This window comes from Alloprevotella tannerae ATCC 51259 (assembly GCF_000159995.1).
GTDB classification, from domain to species: domain Bacteria; phylum Bacteroidota; class Bacteroidia; order Bacteroidales; family Bacteroidaceae; genus Alloprevotella; species Alloprevotella tannerae.
The window spans coordinates 978,610-1,002,678 of sequence record NZ_GG700642.1 but is presented as its reverse complement, the minus strand read 5'-3'; the positions used below and the strand labels follow the sequence as shown (position 1 = coordinate 1,002,678).

The 24,069-nt window shown below is 42.6% G+C and carries 18 protein-coding genes and 3 pseudogenes; 9 read left to right on the top strand and 12 right to left on the bottom strand.

The features are described 5' to 3' along the window. The gene (locus GCWU000325_RS04170; protein WP_006254914.1) at positions 1–630 is read right to left on the bottom strand and encodes a TetR/AcrR family transcriptional regulator; all 630 of its coding nucleotides are present in this window, start codon (positions 628–630) and stop codon (positions 1–3) included. A gap of 209 nt (positions 631–839) precedes the next feature. Continuing rightward, on the bottom strand, positions 840–1,577 hold the full coding sequence (locus tag GCWU000325_RS10950; RefSeq protein ID WP_006254912.1) for a porin family protein: 738 nt from the start codon (positions 1,575–1,577) through the stop codon (positions 840–842). A gap of 160 nt (positions 1,578–1,737) precedes the next feature. Here GCWU000325_RS10950 and GCWU000325_RS04160 point away from each other — a divergent pair, with 160 nt between their 5' ends. The 5 genes from GCWU000325_RS04160 to GCWU000325_RS04135 all read left to right on the top strand — a co-directional run bounded on the left by GCWU000325_RS04160 (position 1,738) and on the right by GCWU000325_RS04135 (position 7,480). Then, positions 1,738–2,427, top strand: coding sequence for a DNA alkylation repair protein (locus GCWU000325_RS04160; protein ID WP_006254911.1), 690 nt, complete (start codon positions 1,738–1,740; stop codon positions 2,425–2,427). Between the two features lie 458 nt (positions 2,428–2,885). Beyond that, positions 2,886–3,710: an ABC transporter substrate-binding protein gene (locus tag GCWU000325_RS04150; protein WP_006254909.1), complete on the top strand. Its 825-nt coding sequence runs from the start codon at positions 2,886–2,888 to the stop codon at positions 3,708–3,710. Between the two features lie 69 nt (positions 3,711–3,779). After that, entirely contained in the window at positions 3,780–5,816 is a 2,037-nt protein-coding gene (locus GCWU000325_RS04145) for a tetratricopeptide repeat protein (protein ID WP_006254908.1), read from the top strand. Further along, a complete protein-coding gene (locus tag GCWU000325_RS04140; protein ID WP_244832875.1) occupies positions 5,776–7,119 on the top strand; it encodes a carboxylesterase family protein in 1,344 nt (447 codons plus the stop codon). Before GCWU000325_RS04145 ends, GCWU000325_RS04140 begins: the two co-directional genes overlap by 41 nt. Before the next feature lie 28 nt (positions 7,120–7,147). Continuing rightward, the gene (locus GCWU000325_RS04135) at positions 7,148–7,480 is read left to right on the top strand and encodes a cupin domain-containing protein (RefSeq protein ID WP_006254906.1); all 333 of its coding nucleotides are present in this window, start codon (positions 7,148–7,150) and stop codon (positions 7,478–7,480) included. Positions 7,481–7,502: 22 nt separating this feature from the next. On the opposite strand, the gene hflX is transcribed toward GCWU000325_RS04135, so the two are convergent. Further along, positions 7,503–8,768, bottom strand: a complete 1,266-nt coding sequence (gene hflX, locus GCWU000325_RS04130; protein WP_006254905.1) for a GTPase HflX — start codon at positions 8,766–8,768, stop codon at positions 7,503–7,505. 825 nt (positions 8,769–9,593) lie between these two features. On the opposite strand from hflX, the pseudogene GCWU000325_RS04125 reads away from it, so the two are divergent. Beyond that, positions 9,594–9,842: pseudogene (locus tag GCWU000325_RS04125) on the top strand (HU family DNA-binding protein); the annotation flags it as partial. Positions 9,843–10,178: 336 nt separating this feature from the next. Here GCWU000325_RS04125 and ppdK read toward each other — a convergent pair. The 5 genes from ppdK to GCWU000325_RS04100 all read right to left on the bottom strand — a co-directional run bounded on the left by ppdK (position 10,179) and on the right by GCWU000325_RS04100 (position 16,805). Then, positions 10,179–12,902, bottom strand: a complete 2,724-nt coding sequence (gene ppdK, locus GCWU000325_RS04120) for a pyruvate, phosphate dikinase (protein ID WP_006254902.1) — start codon at positions 12,900–12,902, stop codon at positions 10,179–10,181. A gap of 145 nt (positions 12,903–13,047) precedes the next feature. Beyond that, complete coding sequence (locus tag GCWU000325_RS04115) at positions 13,048–14,625, bottom strand: peptide chain release factor 3 (RefSeq protein WP_006254901.1); 1,578 nt, start codon at positions 14,623–14,625, stop codon at positions 13,048–13,050. Positions 14,626–14,681: 56 nt separating this feature from the next. Further along, positions 14,682–15,551 (bottom strand): dTDP-4-dehydrorhamnose reductase, encoded by an 870-nt coding sequence (rfbD, locus tag GCWU000325_RS04110; protein ID WP_006254900.1) that lies wholly within the window; start codon positions 15,549–15,551, stop codon positions 14,682–14,684. Positions 15,552–15,555: 4 nt separating this feature from the next. Further along, complete coding sequence (locus tag GCWU000325_RS04105) at positions 15,556–16,098, bottom strand: DUF4924 family protein (protein WP_006254899.1); 543 nt, start codon at positions 16,096–16,098, stop codon at positions 15,556–15,558. Between the two features lie 41 nt (positions 16,099–16,139). After that, a complete protein-coding gene (locus GCWU000325_RS04100) occupies positions 16,140–16,805 on the bottom strand; it encodes a LysE family translocator (RefSeq protein ID WP_040599311.1) in 666 nt (221 codons plus the stop codon). Positions 16,806–17,416: 611 nt separating this feature from the next. Here GCWU000325_RS04100 and GCWU000325_RS04095 point away from each other — a divergent pair. Continuing rightward, positions 17,417–17,800, top strand: coding sequence for a DUF3127 domain-containing protein (locus GCWU000325_RS04095; protein ID WP_006254897.1), 384 nt, complete (start codon positions 17,417–17,419; stop codon positions 17,798–17,800). A gap of 105 nt (positions 17,801–17,905) precedes the next feature. Continuing rightward, entirely contained in the window at positions 17,906–18,592 is a 687-nt protein-coding gene (mtgA, locus tag GCWU000325_RS04090; RefSeq protein WP_006254896.1) for a monofunctional biosynthetic peptidoglycan transglycosylase, read from the top strand. A gap of 96 nt (positions 18,593–18,688) precedes the next feature. Here the strand turns inward: mtgA and GCWU000325_RS04085 are convergent. The 4 genes and pseudogenes from GCWU000325_RS04085 to GCWU000325_RS04070 form a co-directional block, all read right to left on the bottom strand. Beyond that, positions 18,689–19,192: pseudogene (locus tag GCWU000325_RS04085) on the bottom strand (cytidine deaminase); the annotation flags it as partial. Between the two features lie 570 nt (positions 19,193–19,762). Then, positions 19,763–20,698, bottom strand: a complete 936-nt coding sequence (locus GCWU000325_RS04080) for an IS982 family transposase (protein WP_006254893.1) — start codon at positions 20,696–20,698, stop codon at positions 19,763–19,765. Between the two features lie 106 nt (positions 20,699–20,804). Beyond that, a pseudogene (locus GCWU000325_RS04075) lies at positions 20,805–21,461 on the bottom strand (IS982 family transposase); the annotation flags it as partial. 96 nt (positions 21,462–21,557) lie between these two features. Further along, positions 21,558–22,796 carry an IS4 family transposase gene (locus GCWU000325_RS04070; protein WP_040598904.1) on the bottom strand — a complete coding sequence of 413 codons (1,239 nt, stop codon included), beginning with the start codon at positions 22,794–22,796 and terminating at the stop codon, positions 21,558–21,560. A gap of 349 nt (positions 22,797–23,145) precedes the next feature. Between GCWU000325_RS04070 and GCWU000325_RS04065 the strand changes: the two genes are divergently transcribed. Beyond that, on the top strand, positions 23,146–24,051 hold the full coding sequence (locus tag GCWU000325_RS04065; RefSeq protein ID WP_083787965.1) for an IS982 family transposase: 906 nt from the start codon (positions 23,146–23,148) through the stop codon (positions 24,049–24,051). Positions 24,052–24,069: the final 18 nt, after the last annotated feature.

The window sequence follows — 24,069 nt, the reverse complement described above, 5'->3', positions numbered from 1 at the left end:
TCAATAGGTTATTTTATCATTGTTGTTGATTATTTCCTGTTTATTCTCCTCGTATCCCAATGTTCGTCTGATGATATTTCTAACGATGGGCAGCGAGTCCTCTTCGCTTAAGCCGATAGCTAAGCGATCGTAGATATAAGGCACTTCAAGTCCGCGACAAGTATAATGTATAATGTCCGTCATGAGTTCAATATTCTCCACTTTAAACTTGCCTTGAGCTATACCTTCTTCTATAATACGGCGAATGATAAGACATTCCTCAGCGTCCAACGCCTTCCGCATTTTTTCAACCATCCAAATATTACGAAAGAACTCAGCCCTAAGCGTTCCGTTTCTGGTTACAGCCTCTTTTATCGTATGTAGGTGTGTATAAATAAGCTGTAGGAGCTTCTGTTCCGGCTCTGCGTCCATCGTAGCTACACGATCCAGATCATCAGAAAGCAATTCCAACTCACTTTCAATAACAGCATAGTAGATTTCCTCTTTGTTTCGGAAATATGTGTACAGCGTTCGGCGGCCGCATTTAGAAGCCACAGCGATGTCATTCATCGTTGTGTTTTCCATGCCTTTGCGTGCAAACAGCTCGCGCGCCATTTCTACTAACTTTTGTCTGGTTTTCGTAATTGACATATGCTCTTATCGAGATTTGGAAGTGAAGTGCCAAAGCTCTTTTTCAAGAACTATAGCACTATAGCTTTGAATTTTCGCACAAAAGTAAGCTCTTTTTACGATTGAGACAAGTTTTTCTTGCACAAACATACAGGTGTATGTGCTAAGTTCATTGCCTTTTCGTTGGCTTTGTCTTAAATCAGCCAAAAATGTCGATGATTTATTCCTTTTTACCAATCTGCGCCTCGATAGGGCCGCATCAAACTGCCGGCAGACACTACACCAAACGCCGGATGATCATATTCAGCGTGCTCAAAGTTTAGGCCCAACGTCAGCGTTTCGTTTACCTTATATTCCGCCCCTACGCCCAAACGTTCTGAGGGTGTGTTGAAATAACTATAAGGTCCATAAAAGAATATCGAAGGCGTATATCCGGCGAAGAAGTTCTTTTCCCCATAAGCATACAAGCACAATTTTTCATTCACCTGATAGCTTAGCAAAGCAGAAACTCCGGCATTGGTCATATTATTACCGCCCCAGTTGAGATGATCCGCATATAAACCGGCGGCCAGTGACCAATGTTTATTCAGCGGCAAGGCATAAGTCAAGGTCACATGCTGGCCAAATCCTACGCCGCGTGGGGCATACTTCCCGAATCCCGCAGTAAGCGACAGACCAAATTGTGCATTCAGTCCCTTATGTAAGCCCCAAGGCATATTATTGCGGTAATTCGCGTTTATCAGATGCCTTGTGGCTCCCGATGGATGGGGGAGTGCGGCGTCGGCTATTTTATCTTTGTCTACCGATGATGCAGATATGGTGTCTTCCGTAAGATCTTGCGTTGTCTTGGCGGCCGTTGATGCTTGTGAAGTGGTCGCAGTTTTTCTCGGTGTTTGCGTATTTATCTTATTTTGCGCCATTGCCGATGTACAAATGACGCAGAAGAGGTATAGCATGACTTGTTTCATATCAAAGCAATCTATTTTTCTAAAGCGAAAATACGATATTTGTTTTGAATATGGCCTAATCGGTCACGTTTTTTAACGTGATTTGCTGAAATAAATGCTTTTAGTAGGCTATCAGCTCCCGCTTTCTGCTTACTTTCGCCAATCTAAACGATTAGTATAAATGGAAATTACAGCAATACGTGCACATTTGGAAGGTCTGAAGGACCCTCATTTAGCTCAATTTTCTTCCGGTTTGCTGCCGGGACTTACGCGCCCTATTCTAGGAGTTCGCACGCCGCAGTTGCGAACTTTTGCTAAGACGTTGGCAAAAACTGATTGGAGAGATACTTTGGTAGAGCTTACAGCCGAAACGTATGAAGAATTGCTGCTTGAAGGCTTGATTATTGCTTATGCGGCTACGACGCGTGAAGAGCGATTTGCACTTGTCAGCGGTTTTGTTCCTAAAATTGACAATTGGGCGGTGTGTGATACTTTTTGCAATTCCCTCAAATCCTTCCGCCGATATGGGGCTGCGGGCTGGGAGTTTGTATTACCCTATATCCGCTCCTCTGTCGTTTATGAGCAACGCTTTGGAATTGTTATGGGGCTTTCTCATTATGTCACGGCCGACTATATTGATGCTTTCTTGGCTGAGATTTCTGCGTTACGTCCTTTGGGACATTACGGCGCAATGGCCGCCGGCTGGGCTTTGTGTGAATGTTTTGTGAAGTTTCCGGACCAAACTTATCCGCTTTTAATTGATGGAAAACTTCCCTTGGCTTCGCTTAAGAAAGCTCGCCAAAAGATTCTTGAGTCTTTGCGCCCTTCTGCAGCTTGGAAAGCACGGATTCGAAGTATTGCAATTACATGAAATTGTGCGATAGTCTTTATTGTCAGATTCTTATTTTGATAATCAAATAATAAAGTTTGCTAAAATATTGCATAGCAGCACGATAATAAGTTTATTCCAACAAATTATTGCGAGGTAAATGACGCATTTTTCTTTACGCATGGTTTGATTGCTGCATTTTGCATCACGAAAGTATTGTCTTTCCCTCGTGAGAGGACGATCGTCCTCTCACGAGGGAAAGAGCGTACCATCACGATAGTACAAATCAATGATGAGACAAAGGATTTCAGGAATGAAATGAAAGGTGGTAGAAAAACAGAGGAAGACGCGCAAGAATTTGCACTTACTCTGCACCGCAAAGCGTTTACGTGCGCAAAAAGCGGTTGTAAGAGATCAATTTAAGACGGCGTAGTGCAATATTTTGAATTAAACTTTTGAGAATCCTCCTTTCGGCAGTATTTTTGCATAAAAGACAGAATATGCATAAGACTCTCCTTTTACTTTTCCTGCCGGCCTTGATAGCTTGTGCGGGAAAAACGAGTTCAAAGCCTAAAGAAAGCAATAATCAGCAGGCTTCGGAGCAGACACAGGTGGTCGTAGCCGTTCCGATGACGCTCGATGTGCTTCCATTGCTGGTGGCCGATGCTCATGGTTACTTCAAACAACACAATATTCCGATTGCTTTTCGCGTATATCCCTCTCAAGCTGATTGCGATACGGCTTTTCTCGGCCAGGCACAAGGGATATGCACGGATAGGTTAGGGCAGGCCCACTTGGGGAGCGTTGCACAGAGCGAGGCTCCACTCTTAGTAATGCATAGAAAGTGGGGACTTGTGGCCTCTGCAGGTTTGCGTATCCGCCATTTGAAAGAGATGAAAGATCGAACAGTGGCCGCTGCAAAATATTCTTATTCGGATGAGACGTGCACGGAAGCTTTGAGGCAAAACGGCTTGCCTGACAATTTCGTTTTGCGTCCACGCATCAATAGCTTTACGATTTGCAGTGCTATGGTACAAGGCGGACAAGTGGATGGTGCGGTTTTGCCGGAGCCTTACTTGACTGAGGCTGTGGAGAATGGATGCAAATTATTGTATTCCGGAACTTCGGCCCAGAGTTTCTTGCTCATTAAACGCAAAAGCCTGCCCCGGATTGATTCTCGGCGCTTATCTGCCGTTTATAATCAAGCGTCCGATAGCCTTAATCAAAGAGGCATCAGTTTTTGTCAAGATATCTTGATGCGGCAATACCATTTAAATCCTGCTGTTATCAACAAATTGAAATTGCCGCACTATGCAAGACAATAAAATAAAGAGGAGTAAGCATAGCAAGGGAAACTCACTCACTGCGCTTGCGTCATTTAAGTAGCTGAATGTATGGATAAGAGTACGTTTGATATATTGTATAAAGACACGATTGAGAGTTTGCGCGCCCATCGTTTGCTGGACGCTCTCAACGCCTTGTCGGGCTTGATACCGGAAAGCGAAGAACTCGCTGTGACGAGAGAGGATTATATCCGCTTACTGGACTATTTTAAGCAAGGATTGCCGGATCCTGATCGCGAAACGCTGTTTTTACAATTCATAAACAAGGCTTTTTTGCTCTCAGATAAGGCTAAGTATGATTTTCTTAAAACGCAGCTTGGCACTTGCTTTAACCGCTTGTATACCTTGCGGGAAACGGATGAGTTTTATCAGATAGCAGCTTCTGCGCCTTATGATCGAGGTGCATACGAACAAGTTTCGGCTCGATTAAAAGACGAGATGCTTGCGGAGGCACAAAAGCAAATTATCTTAAGTGCGCTTACTTTATCTGTCGTTTATTTGTTTGATGCCTACAAGATCCAACTCTTGCTGGAAAATGTCACGAGTTCCGTGCTCAAAATACGGGCCCGCGCATTCTCCGGCCTTGTATTGGGCTGTATTTTACACTATGACAGACTTAGCAGACACGCCGATCTGACAGCGCGCCTGCAGCTGCTTGCCGATGTCCCTGACTTTTGCCGCGATTTGCTAACGATGCAATTGCAATTGATGCGCACAGCGTGGACTAAAAAGGATGAAAGTAAGTTGCGCGACGAGATTATGCCTGACATATATCGAGCTGCAAGCAAGATGACTCAAGGAAAGAATTTGGATTTTACGAATCCTGATGAATTAGCTAATTTGGACTTAAATCCGGCTTGGGCTTCAGATGAAGAAGTAGACAATATAGGAAAAAAAATGCAGGCCTTGGCGGATATGCGTGAACAGGGTGTTGATACATTCTATACTGCCTTTGCGCAAATTAGTAGGACACATGCTTTTTTCAGTGACATAAAGAATTGGTTCACGCCCTTTTCGCTCCGACATTCCGTCTTTGGCGACCGAGGTGAGTCTTTGTCGGGCCTGAGTGGGCTTTTTGAGATGCATGCGGCAGGCGATACGGAAAAATTCGGAATGTTTCTGATGATAGATCAATTGTCTTCAGGTCAATTGGACGGTATTAAGCAGAATATCAGGCAAATTAACGAGCAGCAAGCAGCCTTGCAGGACAAAATACATCAAACTGATGCTGTACAAACAATAGCAGAAGAGATTCGTTTTTGTATGCAAGATCTCTATCGTTTCTTTTCTTTATACCGTTATCGCGATAAAGATGCTAATCCGTTTGCTTCGTTCTTGTCGATGGTCGATTTGCCGCTCTTTAAGCCCATCTTGCAAACCAAAGAAGCCTTGGTGCTTTTAGGTAATTATGCCTTTCGTGAGCAGGAATGGACTTTAGCCGTCTCTTTATTCCAAAAGTTGGACGCTACAATGCAGGGACCTGAGATTTTAGAGAAGTCAGGCTATTGCTGTCAACAATTGAAAGAGTGGGATAGAGCGATTATATATTATGAAAGGGCTAACTTGATGCGTCCTGATTCAGCTTGGACGCTCCGCCAATTGTCTGTCGTTTGCGTGCAAGCTGCTCAATATGATAAAGCCTTGAAAGTCTTCAAGCAATTAGAAATGCTGGAGCCGGAAAATGCCAACATCTTATTGCGTTATGGCGAATGCTTGATTCTTGCCGGAGAGTCGGAGGCTGCATTTGAGAAGCTGTTTAAGAGTGATTACCTTCATTCTGATGCGCGTTCGACTAAGGCTTTGGCTTGGTGCTCAATGTTGGCCGAGAAATATGAACAGGCGGAGAAGTATTATAAGAAGTTGATTGATAAAGAAGAGGCGCAGGCTGTAGATTATCAGAATGCTGCGCACAATGCTTGGTTGCTGGGCCTTTTGAATAAAGCGCTGGCACGCTATCGAGCTTGTTTGCGGTTGCGAAAAATGGACTTTGCGCCTGCTGATTTTTTTGTAGAAGACGTTGAATTTTTAAATAAGCGAGGAAAAACCAATGATGACATTCAACAAATGCGTGATGCGCTCAATGCCTAAACTGATTCGAACCTTTTTCTTTTTGACTTTGTTTGCTGCTTTCCCCGGTTTGCTTGAAGCGCAGCAAACAGAATTGAGGAATTCCTTTATGCTTTCTATTCGAGGAGAGCATACTGTCTTTCCGGATCAAACCTTAAAGTTTAAGAATATAGAAGGTAAGCGAAAACAGGTTTGGGAAGCTTGGCGAGCAGCTAATCATCTTATACAAGAAGATGAATTGCCAAAAATAGATACGTTGAATGCACAACACGTAAATGTATGGGCTTTGCCGGATTCCTTGGAACCCGCTGCGCGTTTGAACTACTATTTCGGCCGAAAAGGCGATGCGGAGCAGTATCCATTGTTCTTATATCTGCACGGTTCCGGACCTCGTGACCAAGAGTTTCAGACAGGTCTGTTGTTGGCGAAACGTTTTGCGGATGCGCCCAGTGTTTATTTTATTCCGCAGATACCTCAGGAAGGTAAATGGTATAGATGGTGGCAGCGTAGTAAGCAGTGGGCTTTTGAAAAGTTGCTACGACAATGGCTACTTTCAGCTTCTGCCGATCCTAACCGCCTTTATGTTTTCGGCATTTCTGAAGGCGGATATGGTAGTCAGCGTTTGGCATCATTTTATGCTGATTATTGGGCTGCAGCAGGGCCGATGGCAGGCGGCGAACCTTTGAAAAATGCACCGATAGAGAACTTGCGAAATACACCTTTCTCACTCTTGACCGGCGCATTAGATGAAGGCTTTTATCGTAATAAACTTACAGCTTATACGAAAGCGGCTTTGGAGCAGACGAAGTTTGTGTATCGTGTAGAATTGTTGCCGGGTTATGGTCATCATATTGATTATAGTTTGACAACGCCTTGGTTAGCACAATATAAAAGAAATCCGACCCCGCTACACGTCAGTTGGGAAGATTTTGAAATGGATGGACGCTACCGTCGAGGTTTCTCTAATCTTGTCGTCTTGGAAAGGCCGGACACACAAGGGCGCACGTATTACGATGAAGTCATAAGCAATAATACGATAGATTTGTCTGTAAATAATGTAGTCTATACTACAATTGAAAAAGATACGATTTGGGGGATTGATCTAAAGTTTCAAAAGCATTTTACTCCTGTGACAAGCGGTAAAATCAGGATATATTTAAGCGAAAACCAAATAGACTTGAAGCGTCCTGTACGTATCCTCGTAAATGGCCAAGAGAAATTTAATGGACGATTGCGGCCCTCTCTTAAAGCTATGGCTGAAAGCTTGTCTGTTTTTTATGATCCGGAGCGAATTTTCCCCGTCTATGTGGACATAACAATTTAATGCGTAACACGAAATAAACAAAGCCATTATGATTATTGATTTTAAGGAAATAGAAGAGCAAATCCTGCCTTCTTTCAAAGGTGGTGAAAAGGAAATGCACGCACGTATTTTCTCTGATGATAAGGCGAAGATTATGTGCAATCGCTTGCAGCCGGGTGCGTCTATAGGCTATCATAAGCATGAGCAAAACTGTGAGATTATTTATTTGCTCAAAGGTGAGGCTACGGTTTGTTATGATGGTCGGGAGATAACGCTCTTACCCGGACAAGTACATTATTGCCCGATGGGACATAGTCATAGTCTTATCAATAAAACAAAAGAGGAACTACAGTTTTTTGCCGTAGTTCCTGAACATCATTGAGCTGTCTGCGTTTGAAACATCCTTACTCCGGTTGTCCTTCTTGGTCGTAATGCTGATAAAGGAAGTCATTGTAAGGATATTTCTGCACGTGTAGTTCTCTTACTTTCTGATAGAGCAATTCTCGGAGTTGCTCTATATTTGTTTTTTCTCGTGCAGAGATGAAAATACAATTTTCTTGCATCTTCGCCATATAGGTTTGTTGCAGTTCGGCAAGGGATATATTCTCTTTTTGCTTTGGTGTAAGGTCATCTGCTTCTTTTTCTATCCAACGATAAGCATCGATCTTATTGAATACAAGAATCGAGGGGCGTCCGGAAGTGCCCAACTCAGCTAAAGTTTTCTCTACAACTTGGATTTGCTCTTCAAAGTCAGGGTGAGAGATATCTACAACGTGTAGGAGTAAATCTGCTTCTCTCACCTCGTCTAAAGTACTCTTAAATGAATCGACAAGATCGGTAGGGATCTTTCTGATAAAACCCACTGTATCCGTTAGCAAGAATGGCAGATTATCTATGACGACCTTGCGCACAGTTGTGTCCAATGTGGCGAAGAGTTTGTTTTCAGCAAAGACTTCAGACTTTGACATCAGATTAAGTAGCGTAGATTTTCCCACGTTAGTATAACCCACTAAAGCTACACGAATCATTTTTCCGCGGTTGCCACGTTGCGTCTTCTTCTGGCGATCAATATCAGCCAATCGTTGCTTGAGTAAAGCCATTCGATTTAAGATAATGCGGCGGTCCATTTCCAACTGTGTCTCACCGGGGCCGCGCAAACCGACAGAACCTTTTCCTCCTCCGGATCCTGAACCACCACCTTGGCGTTCCAAGTGCGTCCACATACGTTGCAGACGTGGCAGCATATATTTATATTGTGCCAGTTCCACTTGCGTCTTGGCATTAGCCGTCTGTGCACGCATTGCGAAGATATCAAGAATCAGATTCGTGCGATCTACAACACGTACGTTGATTTCCTTTTCTATATTGCGGAGCTGCTTGGCTGAAAGCTCATCGTCGAAAATAACTAAGTCTATTGCTCTCTCAGCCTCCTCTTCGGCGATGATGTAATCGCGTATTTCTTCAATCTTTCCTTTACCAACATAAGTGACTGAGCTTGGCCCGTCTAATCTTTGCGTGAAGCGTTTGGCAGTTGTTGCGCCTGCCGTTTCGGCCAGAAACTCTAATTCGTCTAGGTATTCCTTTGTCTTACGCTCGTCTTGTGTCTTTGTAATTAGTGCGACAAGTACGGCGCGCTCATTTTCTTTCCTTATTGTATTCCGTTCTTCCATAATTGTGTACAAAGTTACGGTTTGACTTTTATAGGGCAAATAAAAACTTCTTGAAAATCTTATAGGTATAAGAAAACGTTTGCATTGAAAGCGTAGACTAAAAGAGGTTTACGCAGCAAGTAAGAATTTCTTTCCTCGGTGCGCCCTCCTTTTATCAATCGTATTGACACTGTGGGACATACAATAGCAGCAATGTCACGTTTATGAATAGAGTGGAGCTCTTTTTACCCCACATATTATACTGCCATTCTTTCTCTGTTTACTCAGCTTTATTACCACACCGTAGTTATAATATCTATTGTTATTGCTCCATACTGCCACAACTTTTATTTCAATTGCTAATATTTCTTTCCGTAATAAGGTAGAATATATACTGAATAAGAGATCTCTAAGCTCTTTTTCTGCTTATTTAGTCCCTATTTCCCGTTTTGATGTGGTGATAAGTGAATTTGTAAGAAGAGAAGATGGTTTTGCAGAGGTCTCAAGATATTTTTCCCTTCAATAAGCATTACTACAAACAGCTGGTATACAATAATTTACAAAACCACACTTCTTTGCTTTGAAAAAGTACTATCGTTTTTACTGAAAAGTACTATCGTTTTCTCTGAAAAGTACTATCGTTTTTTATAAAAGCAAGTATCAAGATAAAATAAAGATATTATCTCGATAAGATAAACGTGGTATCATTCCTTATTGGTGTAAAGTTTTTTAGCTACCTTTATAGCAGACAATTGGGCGAAAGAATTCTGCGAAAAGTGCAGAAAACTCCCCCTTGAAGTCTATAAACAATCTAAATCATGGAACTATTCACTGAATAAACGAAAAATGAGTGTCGGCCCGTTGAAGGGAAAGGAAGTATTTGTGGCAAGTGCCGTTTGCCAGAAGCAGCGCATCTCGTTCGACCAACCTTGCGAGTGAATGGCAGAGGATTCTACCGTAGGACAGGCGGACGTTGCAGCTGTATTCTACAAGTTCCGCAACATACTCGACCGACTTTGTTCGCAGGGCTATATTGTCGATGGCGGTCCGCTTGGCACATTCCGCCCCACATTCTCGTCAAAAGCTGTCGAGAAAGTTCACTAAACTTTTTTACAAGAAGAGGCTTAAAACAAGTTGTCTTATGAGAATGTTCCCTCATCAAGGTTTATTTGCACTTTATGAACAATCGTATTACCTTCGCCTGTCAATAGCCATTTCGTATTAACGCTGAAATAATCTGTAAGTTTTTATTGGTCAAATACGTTTAGTCTATCCACTTTATTGTCTTCCTGTCGCCTAATTGTTGTTTGTGATAGCCCGGTAGTTTGGCTTTGATAATTCAAAATAAAAAATTTTCCATTTATGAAATTAGGCGGAAGCCCCTTTTTCCCGGAACTATCCGCCTAATTTGTCAAAATAAGATTTCGCCGTTTATTCTTCTACAGCAGCCTGTGCCGCTGCAAGGCGTGCAATAGGAACTCTGAAAGGAGAGCAACTAACGTAATCTAAGCCTACTTCATGACAGAAATGTACAGAAGATGGTTCTCCACCATGTTCTCCGCAGATACCACATTTTAGTGATGGTCTTACACTACGACCTTTTTCTACAGACATCTGTATCAGTTGACCCACTCCGGCGCGATCAAGAACTTGGAAAGGATCGACTTTCAGAATTTTCTTCTCCAAGTAAATCGGAAGGAATGTAGCAATGTCATCACGACTATAACCAAAGGTCATTTGCGTAAGGTCATTGGTTCCGAAAGAGAAGTACTCAGCTCTCGTGGCTATTCTGTTAGATGTGAGTGCTGCACGTGGAATTTCGATCATTGTACCAATCTTGAACTCAACTTCAACACCTTGTTCTGCAAAAATGGCCGCAGCTTCTTGGCGAATGACTTTTTCTTGCGCCTCAAATTCATAAAGAATACCAATCAAAGGAACCATGATTTCCGGATGCGGATCAAATCCTTCTTTCTTCAATTCGCAGGCTGCCGTTAAAATAGCGCGCGTTTGCATTTGCGTGATTTCCGGATAAGTGTTGCCCAAGCGACAACCACGGAGACCTAACATCGGGTTGTGCTCGTAAAGGCTATCAACACGTTGCTTGATATATTCCGGCGTTACGCCCATCTCTTCAGCCATAATAGCTTGACCTTTTTTGTCGTGAGGTACGAACTCATGCAAGGGGGGATCAAGCAAGCGGACGTTTACAGGGCAGCCATCCATCGTCTTAAAGATAGCCTTGAAATCTTCCTTTTGATAGGGAAGGAGTTTGTTTAATGCTTTGCGTCTGCCCTCTATATCGTCAGCTAATATCATTTCACGCATAGCCACGATCTTTTCATTGTCAAAGAACATGTGCTCGGTGCGACATAAACCTATACCAACAGCTCCAAAGCGACGAGCTACTTCTGCATCTTGAGGAGTATCTGCATTTGTGCGAACTTTAAGTCGAGTATATTTAGCGCAAAGATCCATTAATGCTGCAAAGTCTCCACTTAATTCTGCTGCTTGGGTTGCAATTTTGCCTTTGTATACGCTACCGTTCGTGCCATTTAATGAAATATAGTCGCCCTCTTTAAGAATCAAACCATCAATTTCAACGATACGCTTCTTATAATCTACATTTATAGCGCCGGCACCGGAAACGCAACATTTACCCATACCGCGTGCAACAACAGCTGCATGACTTGTCATACCGCCTCGGGCTGTCAAAATGCCTTCAGCTTCTGCCATACCGGCCAAATCCTCAGGACTGGTTTCTATACGAACAAGAATGACTTTGTGTCCATCTTTATGCCATTTTACGGCTTCATCAGCGAAGAATACGATTTGACCGCATGCAGCGCCAGGAGATGCAGGAAGACCTCTGGTTAACTCTTTAGCCTCTTGCAATGACTTTTTGTTGAAAACGGGGTGGAGTAACTCATCCAGTTTCAAAGGTTCGCAGCGTTTGATTGCTGTTTTCTCGTCAATCATTCCTTGCTGCAATAGGTCCATTGCAATTTTAACCATAGCAGCGCCTGTGCGCTTGCCATTGCGAGTTTGTAAGAACCAAAGTTTACCTTCTTGTACGGTAAACTCCATATCTTGCATATCGCGATAGTGGTTTTCTAATTTTGTTTGAAGTGCATCTAATTCCTTATAGATTTCAGGCATGGCCTCTTCCATAGACGGGAATTTCTCTCTACGTTCTTCTTCGGAAAATCCCTGAAGTTCCGCCCAACGACGAGAGCCTTCAAGTGTGATTTGTTGAGGGGTGCGAATACCGGCTACAACATCTTCACCCTGAGCGTTAACAAGCCATTCTCCGTTAAATATGTCTTCGCCTGTAGCTGCATCTCGGCTGAAGCAAACGCCCGTTGCTGAGTTTGCACCCATATTACCGAAGACCATTGCCATAACTGTAACGGCTGTTCCCCATTCTTGAGGGATTCCTTCCATCTTACGATAGAGAATAGCGCGCTCGTTCATCCAACTGCCAAAGACTGCGCAGATAGCTCCCCAGAGTTGTTCCATAGGATCATCAGGGAAACGCTTACCTGTGTGTTCAATGATTGCTGCTTTGAAGAGCGTAACCAAACGCTTAAGATCTTCTGTCTCTAATTCATTATCAAGTTTGACGCCTTTTTCTTTCTTAACCTGATCAATGATGGCTTCAAAAGGATCAATTTCTTCTTTACTAGCCGGTTTTAGTTCAAGAACGACGTCACCATACATTTGTACAAAGCGACGATATGCATCATAAGCAAAACGAGGGTTGTTTGTCTTGCGTGCCAAGCCTTCTACAACTTCATCATTGAGTCCTAAGTTAAGAATAGTGTCCATCATACCCGGCATAGAAGCACGAGCGCCCGAACGAACAGAAAGCAAGAGAGGCTTTTCTGGGTCTCCAAATTTCATCCCTGTATTTTCCTCAATTAGACGAAGACTTTTGTTTATCTCATCTGAAAGCAATGCAATTACTTTCTCTCTACCTATTTCGTAGTATTCATTACAAACTTCTGTGGTTATAGTGAATCCCGGGGGAACTGGGATTCCTATCAAATTCATTTCTGCTAGATTAGCACCTTTACCGCCCAATAGGTTACGCATGTCTGCTCGTCCCTCAGCGTGTCCATTACCAAAGGTAAAGACTCTTTTTTGGTTGTCCATAACTTTATGTGTTGTTTTAATATATTTAATTCCCGCAAAAATAAAGTATATTTTGCGGCACTCCAAATTTATTGACTATATATCTTCCGAATATAAGATTATTTCTTTCAGAGAGTCATATTTGCGTAGTTATAACTGTTTTTAGTTAGAACTCGCTTGTAAAATGGAATCGAATTTGCTCGAAATCTTGTTGAGCCATTTGGAGCATATATCCGGAATCTGCCAGGAAAACGTCACGCCCCTCAAGGTCTTTAGCCATATATTGATACTTACGCTGCTTGAATTTTTCTAATTCTTTGGGATCATCACTATCTATCCAGCAAGCTTTATATAAATGTATGGGTTCCCAACGGCATTTTGCGCCGTATTCATTCTCTAAACGGTATTGTATGACTTCAAATTGAAGTTGTCCGACTGTACCAATAATCTTTCGCCCATTGAATTGATTGGTAAACATCTGCGCTACGCCTTCGTCCATAAGTTGCTCGATGCCCTTGTTTAATTGTTTTGTCTTCATAGGGTCTGCATTCTCGATGTACTTAAACATTTCGGGAGAAAAACTCGGTAATCCTTTGAAATGGAGTAGTTCTCCTTCTGTCAACGTATCGCCTATTTTAAATATGCCGTTATCTGGTAAGCCAACGATATCGCCAGGCCATGCTTCATCAATTGTACTCTTACGTTGTGCCATAAATTGAGTGGGAGAGGAGAAACGCAGCGTCTTGTTTTGGCGCACATGTAAATAAGGAGTGTTGCGCAAAAAACGCCCGCTACAAATCTTGCAAAAGGCAATACAAGACCGATGATTTGGGTCAATGTTGGCGGTGATTTTAAAGATAAAGCCTGTAAACTTCGATTCCTCCGGATTAACTGTGCGTTCTTCAGCTACGACAGCGCGTGGATAAGGCGCAATTCGTACGAAGCAATCTAGTAATTCCTTAACTCCGAAGTTATTTAACGCTGAGCCAAAGAAAACAGGAGCTACATCTGCTGATAAGTAGGTGTTTACATCAAAATCATCATAAACTCCACTAACTAACTCAAGATCATCACGTAATTTTTGAGCATCCTCTGCGCCTATATGGTTTTCTAGTTCTTCGCAGGCAATATCAATCTCGACATTTTCCGTAATATGTTGCTTGTCTGCAGCATATAGGTTCAAGCGTTGTTCATATAGATTATAAACGCCTTTGAAGCGTTGTCCCTGATTGATAGGCCAAGAAAGCGGGCGAACTTTGATCTGCAATTCTTCTTCTAACTCGTCTAAAAGATCAAAAGGATCGCGCCCTTCACGGTCCATCTTGTTAACAAAGATAATGACAGGCGTCTTTCTCATTCGGCAGACTGTCATCAGCTTGCGCGTCTGCGCTTCCACACCTTTCGCAGAATCTACAACGATAATAGCCGAATCAACGGCTGTCAGCGTACGAAAAGTGTCTTCTGCAAAATCCTGGTGACCCGGTGTGTCGAGAATATTTACTTTATAGCCATCGTAATCAAACTCCATCACAGAGGTCGTTACTGAAATACCGCGCTGTTTTTCTATTTCCATCCAGTCGCTGGTCGCTGTTTTCTTGATTTTATTGCTTTTGACTGCGCCGGCCACTTGGATTTGTCCGCCGAAAAGCAAGAGTTTTTCTGTGAGTGTTGTCTTACCCGCGTCCGGATGAGAAATGATGGCAAACGTGCGTCGGCGTGTTATTTCTGGATTCAAATTGGACATGATGTTACGTTGGTAAACTGTAAAGGAAATAAAAGAACAACAGAGGTTTTAATGCTTTATGCTTCTTCGTTCAAGAGGCGAGCGATGCAGTCCTGCAAACTATCTTCCCACCAAGGTATGGTGAGTTTGTAGGTTGTTTTAATCTTTGTTTTGTCAAGCACAGAATAGTTTGGCCGCTTGGCTGCTGTAGGATATTCTGTCGTATGTAGCGGTCGCACATCACAAGTTGTGATTCCCGCTAAACGATGAATGGCGCGTGTGAAGTCGAACCAAGAGCAAGCGCCCTCGTTAGAAAAGTGATAAAGTCCGGCTTGTGGTCCTTGCTGTATAATGTTTAGAATGGCTTTGGCCAAATCGTGTGCGTAGGTTGGCGTACCTATTTGATCGAAAATGACGCCCAACTGCTGCTTTTCTTTGCCCAGACGCAGCATAGTTTTTACGAAATTATTGCCAAAGGCGGAGTAGAGCCAAGAAGTGCGGATGACGACGGCCTCCGGACAAGCCTTGAATACGGCCGTTTCTCCTTTGAGCTTTGTCTCTCCATAAATCGTTTGCGGCCGCGTGGAATCCTCTTCTTTATAAGGCAAATAATGCTCACCATCAAAGACATAATCCGTAGATATGTGGATAAAATGACCGTCTACGGCTGCAATAGCTTCAGCTAAATTGCGTGCAGCAATATGATTCAACAAGTTGCACAATTTTTCTTCGCTTTCTGCCTTATCTACTGCTGTATAAGCCGCGCAATTAATTATCGTATCTATATGATAAGTTGCGATAAATGTGTTGATTGCATTAAGATCCGTAATATCTAATTCTTCTTTGTCCGTATAGTAGAATGTCCATTCTGGGTAAGACGGGGCCAATAGCTGGATTTCGTTACCCAATTGACCTTTACAACCTGTGATGAGAATATGGTGTGCCATAAGTTTAAAATGAAATAGGTTCTTTCTTATCTTGAAAATAATAGTCTGACAGCTGCCCAAGTAAGGTGGTTATATCCTTTAGTGCCAGTGACGTTTCGGAAGATACTGGTTTGTGCTGTAGCTTTAAGAGTAATGCACCATAAAGGGCCTCAAAGCACGTCTGTAGTTCGGGCGCAGATTTATCACTTCCTTTTGCGCGTAAACGGACGATGTGTGGGAGCACGTTATGATACATTTCTTTATAGTATGGGAAGTGATCTGAGTGCAATAAATGTTCATGCAATTCCGTCAATTCCTGAAGTATGTTACAATTAATTTGCAAATGCCCTTGCTGCGTTAAACCTTCGCGTTGTATCATTTCACAGAGGTCAGCATACCACTGTCGTATAACTTTTGTTTTCTCATCATCTAATTGAAAACGAGAAAGATATTCTTTTTCAATGCGCTCTATATTACAATCATAAGCTCGGATGAGGTCTTCTACCTGCCACATATAAAGCAGGTATTCAGCCCGATTAGAATTGCGAAGTTGTTCTGCAATAATCATAAGAAAAGTTTAAAGATAGAGATGCGTTATACCGATTCACTTCAATAGAGCGATAAGTGAAGCAGTGTCATAATGGCGTAAGCAATAGAGATGATCACAACGATGGATCCTATCGTATGATTAAGCCTTTTGATGCCGTGCAGGCCAAAGTTTTTTCTCATCTTAACAATAACGTAAGTCAGGCCCCACCACCATATCATTGCTCCGGCTAAGATAGACAAATAGCCGACAATCGACCCGAAAACATTATTGGGCACAACGAATGTCAGCATATTAAACGAGGCCAAGAAGAGAAAAATGATGAGCGGATTGGAGACGGTGACAAAGAAAGAGGTGATGAAATTGTGAAGCAGCGTCCCTTTATTGTGTGAGACGGGGCGAAAACTTTTACGCGGGTCAGACAAGAACGTCCAAATGCCAAAGATGAAGAGCATAACGCTTCCTACCAGTTTAAGCCAAAAGACGTTGCGTTCATTATCGATAAAGTCGATTACAATACTCATTCCGGCACCAGTGATAAGTGCATAAAAGAGATCGCTTAATGCAGCACCGGCACCTGTCACAATACCATAAGACCGCCCTTTCTGTAAGGTTCGTTGGATGCAGAGTATACCTACCGGCCCCATTGGAGCAGAAGCTATGATGCCAATGATTAAACCTTTGAGAAAAAGTTGAAAAGTACTGATATATTCTGCGAAGACGCCCATTTCGCTTGCAAAGTTACGCTTAAAGGAAAAATAGCCAAAGCCTTTAATGCGTTTTTTTAGTCTTGTAAACGATTCCTCGTGATTATAATTGCTTTTCTGAAGCCGCATTTGGCAAAATTACTTTCGTGATCGTACGTATGTCCCCTTACGGAGGGACACTCGTACGCACGTGGAGGGAGAATTGTACAACTACGCGCGTATCACGCATTTGTTAAAGTTAGAAGTCAAGCCTTAGGATACGATGCGATTTTTCTAAGTGTTTGAGAACTTACTATTGTTCATTTTGCCTTTATGATGTGATATAATAAGCGCTAATATGTTGACTTTCTATACTATATAATCTTTTTGTGTCTGTCGGTGGTGTGAGTTGTAGCATGTATAGAAAGAGTAGGAGAGGATGGTGGAAGGTTGTCGGTCGTAAGAGTGAGCAACTGCAATAATAATGCTGAATAATAACCTTTTTTGTTTGGCTATGAGTTCACTATTGCATCATTGGTGTGCACTACTTTGGAAAAAGTTTCGCTCTGATGAGGCATATTATTGATTTTTATGCTGAGAAGATAAAAAGAAAATTGTAATTTCGCCTCGAAAATAATTTTAGCGATACTAAAATGGAAATTACTGGTAAGATAATTGCTGCCCTTGAGCCGCGTGAAGGCGTATCAAAGCGCACGGGTAACAATTGGAAGTCACAAGAGTTTGTAATAGAGACGACAGATGGGCAGTTTCCCCGTCATTGTGTCTTTCGCGTCTTTGGCGAGGATCGGCTGCGTCAATTTAATATACAGGTAGGGCAGGAGCTAACAGTGTCTTTTGACATCGATGCTCACGAGTATCAGGGACGATGGTTTAATGATATATCAGCTTGGCGCGTACAAGCAGCGCAGACGCAAGCCGCTGCACCTATGGCAGCACAAGCTGCTGCGCCGCAAATTGATGTGCCGGCTCCGACGGCTGTGCCTGAAGAAGATCCGACTGACGATCTGCCTTTCTAAATGAACAATAAGACTTAAAAGTTTTTAGGTTAAATACTTGTTTCTATTCCTCCACATTCCGAATCAAAAACGGAATAAGGAGGATTTTTTATAAAGCCTGCTCTTATGAAGTTTTTTAAGATACTGAAGTGGGTCCTTATCGGCTTCTTCTCAAGTACAGTTTTAGTCGTCTTAGCTTATCGTTGGCTCCCCGTCGAAGTCACGCCGCTGATGGTCATTCGTTGTGCGCAGCAGATGCAGCGCGGCGAGTCGCCTCGTTTGCTTCACCGATGGGTGCCGTTGGATAGTATGTCGGTATATATGCCCGTCGCGGTAATGGCTTCGGAAGATCAAAATTTTCTTCACCATCATGGCTTTGATGTTAATGCAATTGCCGATGCGGCAAAAGAGCAGATTAACGGCGGACGTAGGAGGGGCGGTAGCACCATCAGTCAGCAGACGGCAAAGAATGTATTTCTTTGGCCGGGTTCTACTTGGATACGTAAGGGATTTGAAGTTTATTTTACGATATTGATAGAGCTGTTGTGGTCAAAAGACCGCATTATGGAGGTATATCTGAATAGCATAGAAATGGGGAATGGCATTTATGGCGTAGAAGCCGTTGCACGCTGCAACTTTGATTGTCATGCGAAGCAGCTGCGCCGCTCTGATTGTGCATTGATTGCAGCAACGCTCCCCAACCCGCTTCGTTTTGATTCGAAACGGCCCGGTTCTTATATGCGACAGCGGCAGCGTTGGATAGAACGGCAAATGAAGCATATCGCCACATTGAACGAACGAAGAAATAAATAAAAGTGCGAAGGCTTCTATTTGAGGCCGTTCGCACCTTATTATATATAATGTGTAGAAGCGTGGAGCGGTAAGAAAGCTCCACGCTTATTTCATAAATTAAAGACTATCGCCATTAAACTGAAATGGCAGCAGGCAAGCCATCGTGTCGAAGGAATAAATTTCTTTAGTCCCATATAGTAGAACCTTATAAGGTTTTGTTTGTCGATGTTCCACTTCTGCTAATACTTGGCGGCAAGCACCACAGGGAGAAATAGGGACGTTGGTAAACGCTCCATTGCGCTTCTTGGCTGCAATGGCAATAGCGCTTACTGCTACGCCCGGGTATTGAGCGTTGGCATAGAACATTGCGCAACGTTCTGCGCACGTACCCGTCGTGAAAGAAGCGTTTTCCTGATTGCTGCCTTGAATGATTTTCCCATTTTCAAGCAATATGGCTGCACCAACGCAGAAATTTGAGTAGGGAGAGAAGCTCGTTTCCGTAGCATCCTTGGCTAAGTTGATGAGCTTTTTATCTTCGAGCGGCAATTCCGTTTCTGTTTGGTAAACAGTGAATGTGATGTGCTGTTTTTTATCTTGCATGATCGCGTAGTTTAGATATGAGGGTGTAAAATTAGCGCATTTATTTCGTTATAACAACAGTTTATGGATATAAGAACGCCAAGTGAACTAAGCAGATTGTAGTGGAAAATACTAAATCTGCCACTTTTTTGCCGGAATAAAGCGTTCGCTTCGCTCTATTAGGCGCTCTTAGCGTAATTTTGCACCGATAAAACAAGTAAAAATGCATAACGGTCGTCCAAACGGGACACCATAACACAGATGATTATGAAAGAGAAAAATTTGATTAAATCTTTGGAGTATCGCATCAAGCGCTACCAGTCTGTAGGTAATGGCCCTATGTGTCAGAACTTACGCTATGAACTTGGGAAACTGCTATCAGCAAATGATATGACAGATTAGGGATAAGAAAATATTAAGTGGTTATTGGTATTCGCCCTACCTCCTTTTTAGGAGATAGGGCGTTTTTGTTGTATAATCCATTGCTGAAGGACTGTATATAATATACCCCAATTCGGTTTAAGGCCCCCTCCTTTTTACTCAGATTATAGTCCACAACGATTCTTTCGACCTTGTTTTAGGCCGAAGATTTATTGTTTCAGGCAAGTAAATTTAGAAAAGTGTGAGCTGTTTCACTTCTGTTTTTCCCTCCATCTCAAACTCCATATTGATAGAGGGTTTTGTATCGTAGAAAGCATAAGCCGCCATTCCTGCCAAAAGGTTGACAATAAAGTTTGAGATACTTCTGTGGCGGGTATGAACAATCTGTGCCACGTTCTTGAGCATATCGTTAATGGTTTCGATAATGCTTCTTTTGCGGAGCATGATTTTGTCGTGCACATCCATTAAGCGGTTCTTCATATTAGTGCGTATTCCCGTGACGATGTGAACTCCCCTATCGAAGAGTGAAGCAAAAAGAGATTGTGAAATGTATCCCTTGTCCGCATAGAGCTTTCCGAATAAATCCTTAGTCAAGTTATTAAATACCTCCGGGTTACGATCGTCCACATTGGCTTTGGTAAGTGCAAAGTTGAGTAATTCCCCTCGTTCATTACACAGCAGATGCAGCTTAAAACCATAGTACCATCCCATCGTGCTTTTCCCTTTATGAGCATAGCCCTTGAAGACACGATTAGAATACTCACGCTTGTTTTCACACACGGGAATACGCGTTGAATCGATAAAAGTAATCCCTGTACATTCTCCCATCAGAGCTAATTTAAGGAAGAGCAAAAGGGGGATCGCCACTCGTGGCATACGTTCCACAAAGCGGGTATACGAAAGAAGGTTAGGGAACTCTTCTTTAAGTTCTCGACAGACGTAGAAGAGATAGAAATGTTTGAAATTGCGAAACGTATTGCTGTGGAACAACACAAGAATGGTAATCATTTCTGCATCGCTCATTCTTCCCTTTCTATTGCGAGTTTTAGGGGCGTTTGGAGAGGGGTTTGAAAGCGAAAGTGCTTTTTTGTTCAATTCTAACTCATATTCTTTGCAGAAATCATCTGCAACACAATAAATTTCCGTAACTTTGCTGACAAGTTTCATAGAGGATTGTTTTTTGTTATCTGTTTGGTTATCAACAACAAATATACGAAAAATAATCCTCTTTTTGGGCTTTTATTGAAACTATTTTAACGTGAGTTCGACGAATTCAGAACAAAGTAAGCTGTGTATCAATGGTCCTTTGTACATTGATGCATGGCTTCTTTGGGAACAAGCAATAGGCAGCAATGGCACCTAATAAGTTGACGATGAAATTGTCAAAGCATCTATGCCTGGAGTGCTCTACCTGTGCGATGTTTTTAAGTTCATCATTCACAGTCTCTATAATGGCTCTTTTTCTGAGTAAAAGTCTGTCTGAAACACTCATTAATGCTCCTTTCATGTTACTTTTCAATTTGGTAATAAGTTGTATTCCATCAACGAAAAGTCTTTGGAAGAGGTTCTTGCCGATGTACCCCTTGTCACCGAACAGCCTACCTTGTATGAACTCTATAAAAGCTTTGTACTCCAAAGGCTTACAGTCATCTACATCTCCCGGAGTTATCATAAAGTTGAGAAGCTCTCCTTTCTCATTGCAAATCAAATGCAATTTGAAACCGAAGAACCAACCCATAGAGCATTTTCCTCTTTGGGCTATGCCTTTGAAAACTTTGTGAATATGTATTCTCTGGTTTTTGCAGACACGCAATGGTGTACTGTCAACAAAGCTTATGCCCGTGCATTTGCCCAAGAGGACCTTCTTGATAAATAAGGTTAAGGGTACGGCTACCTCCTTTTCCAATTCTACTAAACGGTTATAAGAAATATTGCTGTCCGATAAACGTCAAAAAGAGTAGGAAAGACCGCCTCAATCGCTGAAACAATGCGGTTGAGGTTCTCTTTTTGGCATTCCAAGCCCCCCCTAATCAAAAAGCGAAGGCATTTGAGGGCTTTCGGCCGCTTCTTTCAGGCATGCTTCCCAATCTTTTTCGGGATGATTAAAGAGGCTGTAGAAATCCACATAGTACATCAGTGTTATCCTGACCATTGTGGCCAACCCCGAAAAGCTCCAAGAGCGTATGAGCCTCCTCCGCATTATCATGAGCAGCAGGTTGGCGATCAACGTTACCCAAATCTGTATCTTGATGGCATTGGCACTCTCTCCATAGAAGTATTTGAGTGGAAAGTTCTGCTTTATCTGCTTGAACAACAACTCTATGGCCCATCTTTTGTGGTAGATATCCATGATTTCGAGCGGGTCCGAGGTCATGTCGTTAGTCAGGAGGGAGATGAGTTTGCGCTTCTGAACATCGACATAAGTGACGATGCGTGCGTGATGGACAATGCTGGAACCGCCCTTGAGTTTCTTTCGGAAAGTAACCCGTTGTACACGAACCTGCATCACCCCTTCCGGCGTTTGACACATGACGTCCTCCTCTATCGTGTATTGCAGGTTTTTCTTCATCTTCGTGACATAGACGACGCCGCGCTCAGTCATCTGCTGAAACTTCGCATAGTCGATGTAGGCACGATCCATGGCAATGATATCCCCCCTGTTCAACGTGGCCGGCAAGAGCATAAAAGAGTCATTGGTGGCTGCGGAAGTGAAGCGGATGTCCGATGGAACTCCCTCGTTGGCTTGGATTATACTGTGCACTTTGATACCCCCTTTCTTTTTACCTGTTTTGGGATGTCTGCCTACGCCTTTGAAGAGCAGGTTGGAGAAGAGGGTAATCGTTGTGGAGTCGATTATCTTCAGCCGTTTCATCCATTTCGGTTCATTTTTTCTTGTGCACAGCCGGCTGTCCGAAGAAAGAAGATGACGATGCTTGGCGTATAAATCCCTATAAACGGCCTCAAAGACCGCCTCCGAACGCCTTTTGTTTCCATCCGCCAAAGTGCTCCTTGAAGTCATCATGAAGATGCCGAGATGGCGCAGCTTACAGGCCTCGGCCTGAAGGGACGCGGTGATTTCACGTAGAGAGTCGAAACGCATGATGACGGCATAAAGCATCACAAGCAGATGAGTCCAAGCGTCAAAGCTCTTGACATAGCGTTCTGCGCCCTGTTCGCTGCTTATGCGGAGGATTTCGGACTTGTTCAACAATTTTATGATCTGAGAATAGAGCGGCTGTCCGCTAAAATGTGTACTTTTACCCATGGTTAAATGTTTTTTTGTCGAATACAAATTAACCATTAAGGGCTGACTTTACAAAACGAAATCAGCCCTTTACTTTTTGCCCTCTCCAAAAGAACGGCATATCAATCAAAAAACTTTTATCGGACAGCAATATAAAAGTATGGGGTTATTACCTGTCCCTCATCAAGACTTTTATTTGATAGATATAAAAATGGGATGTACATTTGTTGTACATCCCATTTTATTATACAATAGAAATTGTATTTAACGTGAGTTCGACGAATTATAAGTGTCTATAAATTTGGTGATTAGCGAAATTTGTTGTAATTTTAAGGTGCTGATATACATAGAATTACAAACAAAAATCGCTATGATCACCGAAGCCAAAGTTACTGAAATATTTTGTATGGCAGACGACTTCTGCAAGTTTTTTGATGCAATGACGGCAAAATATGCGCTAAAACCTGCCGGAAAAAGAAAATATCATCGAAGTTCCACGATGTCAAAGGCAGAAGTCATGCTGATAATGATACTTTTCCACGATTCCGGTTATCGCTGCTTTAAACATTTCTATCTTGAAAAAGTATGCAAGCAGCTTCGCCATCTGTTTCCCAATGTTGTTTCTTATAACCGTTTAGTAGAATTGGAAAGGGAGGTAGCCGTACCCTTAACCTTGTTTATCAAGAAGGTCCTCTTGGGCAAATGCACGGGCATAAGCTTTGTTGACAGTACACCATTGCGTGTCTGCAAAAACCAGAGAATACATATTCACAAAGTTTTCAAAGGCATAGCCCAAAGAGGAAAATGTTCTATGGGTTGGTTCTTCGGTTTCAAATTGCATTTGATTTGCAATGAGAAAGGAGAGCTTCTCAACTTTATGATAACTCCGGGAGATGTTGATGACCGTAAGCCTTTGGAGTACAAAGCTTTTGTAGAGTTCATACAAGGTAAACTGTTTGGGGACAGGGGCTACATCAGCAAGAACCTCTTCCAAAGGCTTTTCGTTGACGGAATACAACTTATTACCAAATTGAAAAGTAACATGAAAGGAGCCTTAATGAGTGTTTCAGACAGACTTTTACTCAGAAAAAGAGCCATTATAGAAACGGTGAATGATGAACTTAAGAACATTGCACAAGTGGAGCACTCCAGGCATAGATGCTTTGACAATTTCATCGTCAACTTATTAGGTGCCATTGCTGCCTATTGCTTGTTCCCAAAGAAGCCATGCATCAATGTACAAAGGACCATTGATACACAGCTTACTTTGTTCTGAATTCGTCGGACTCACGTT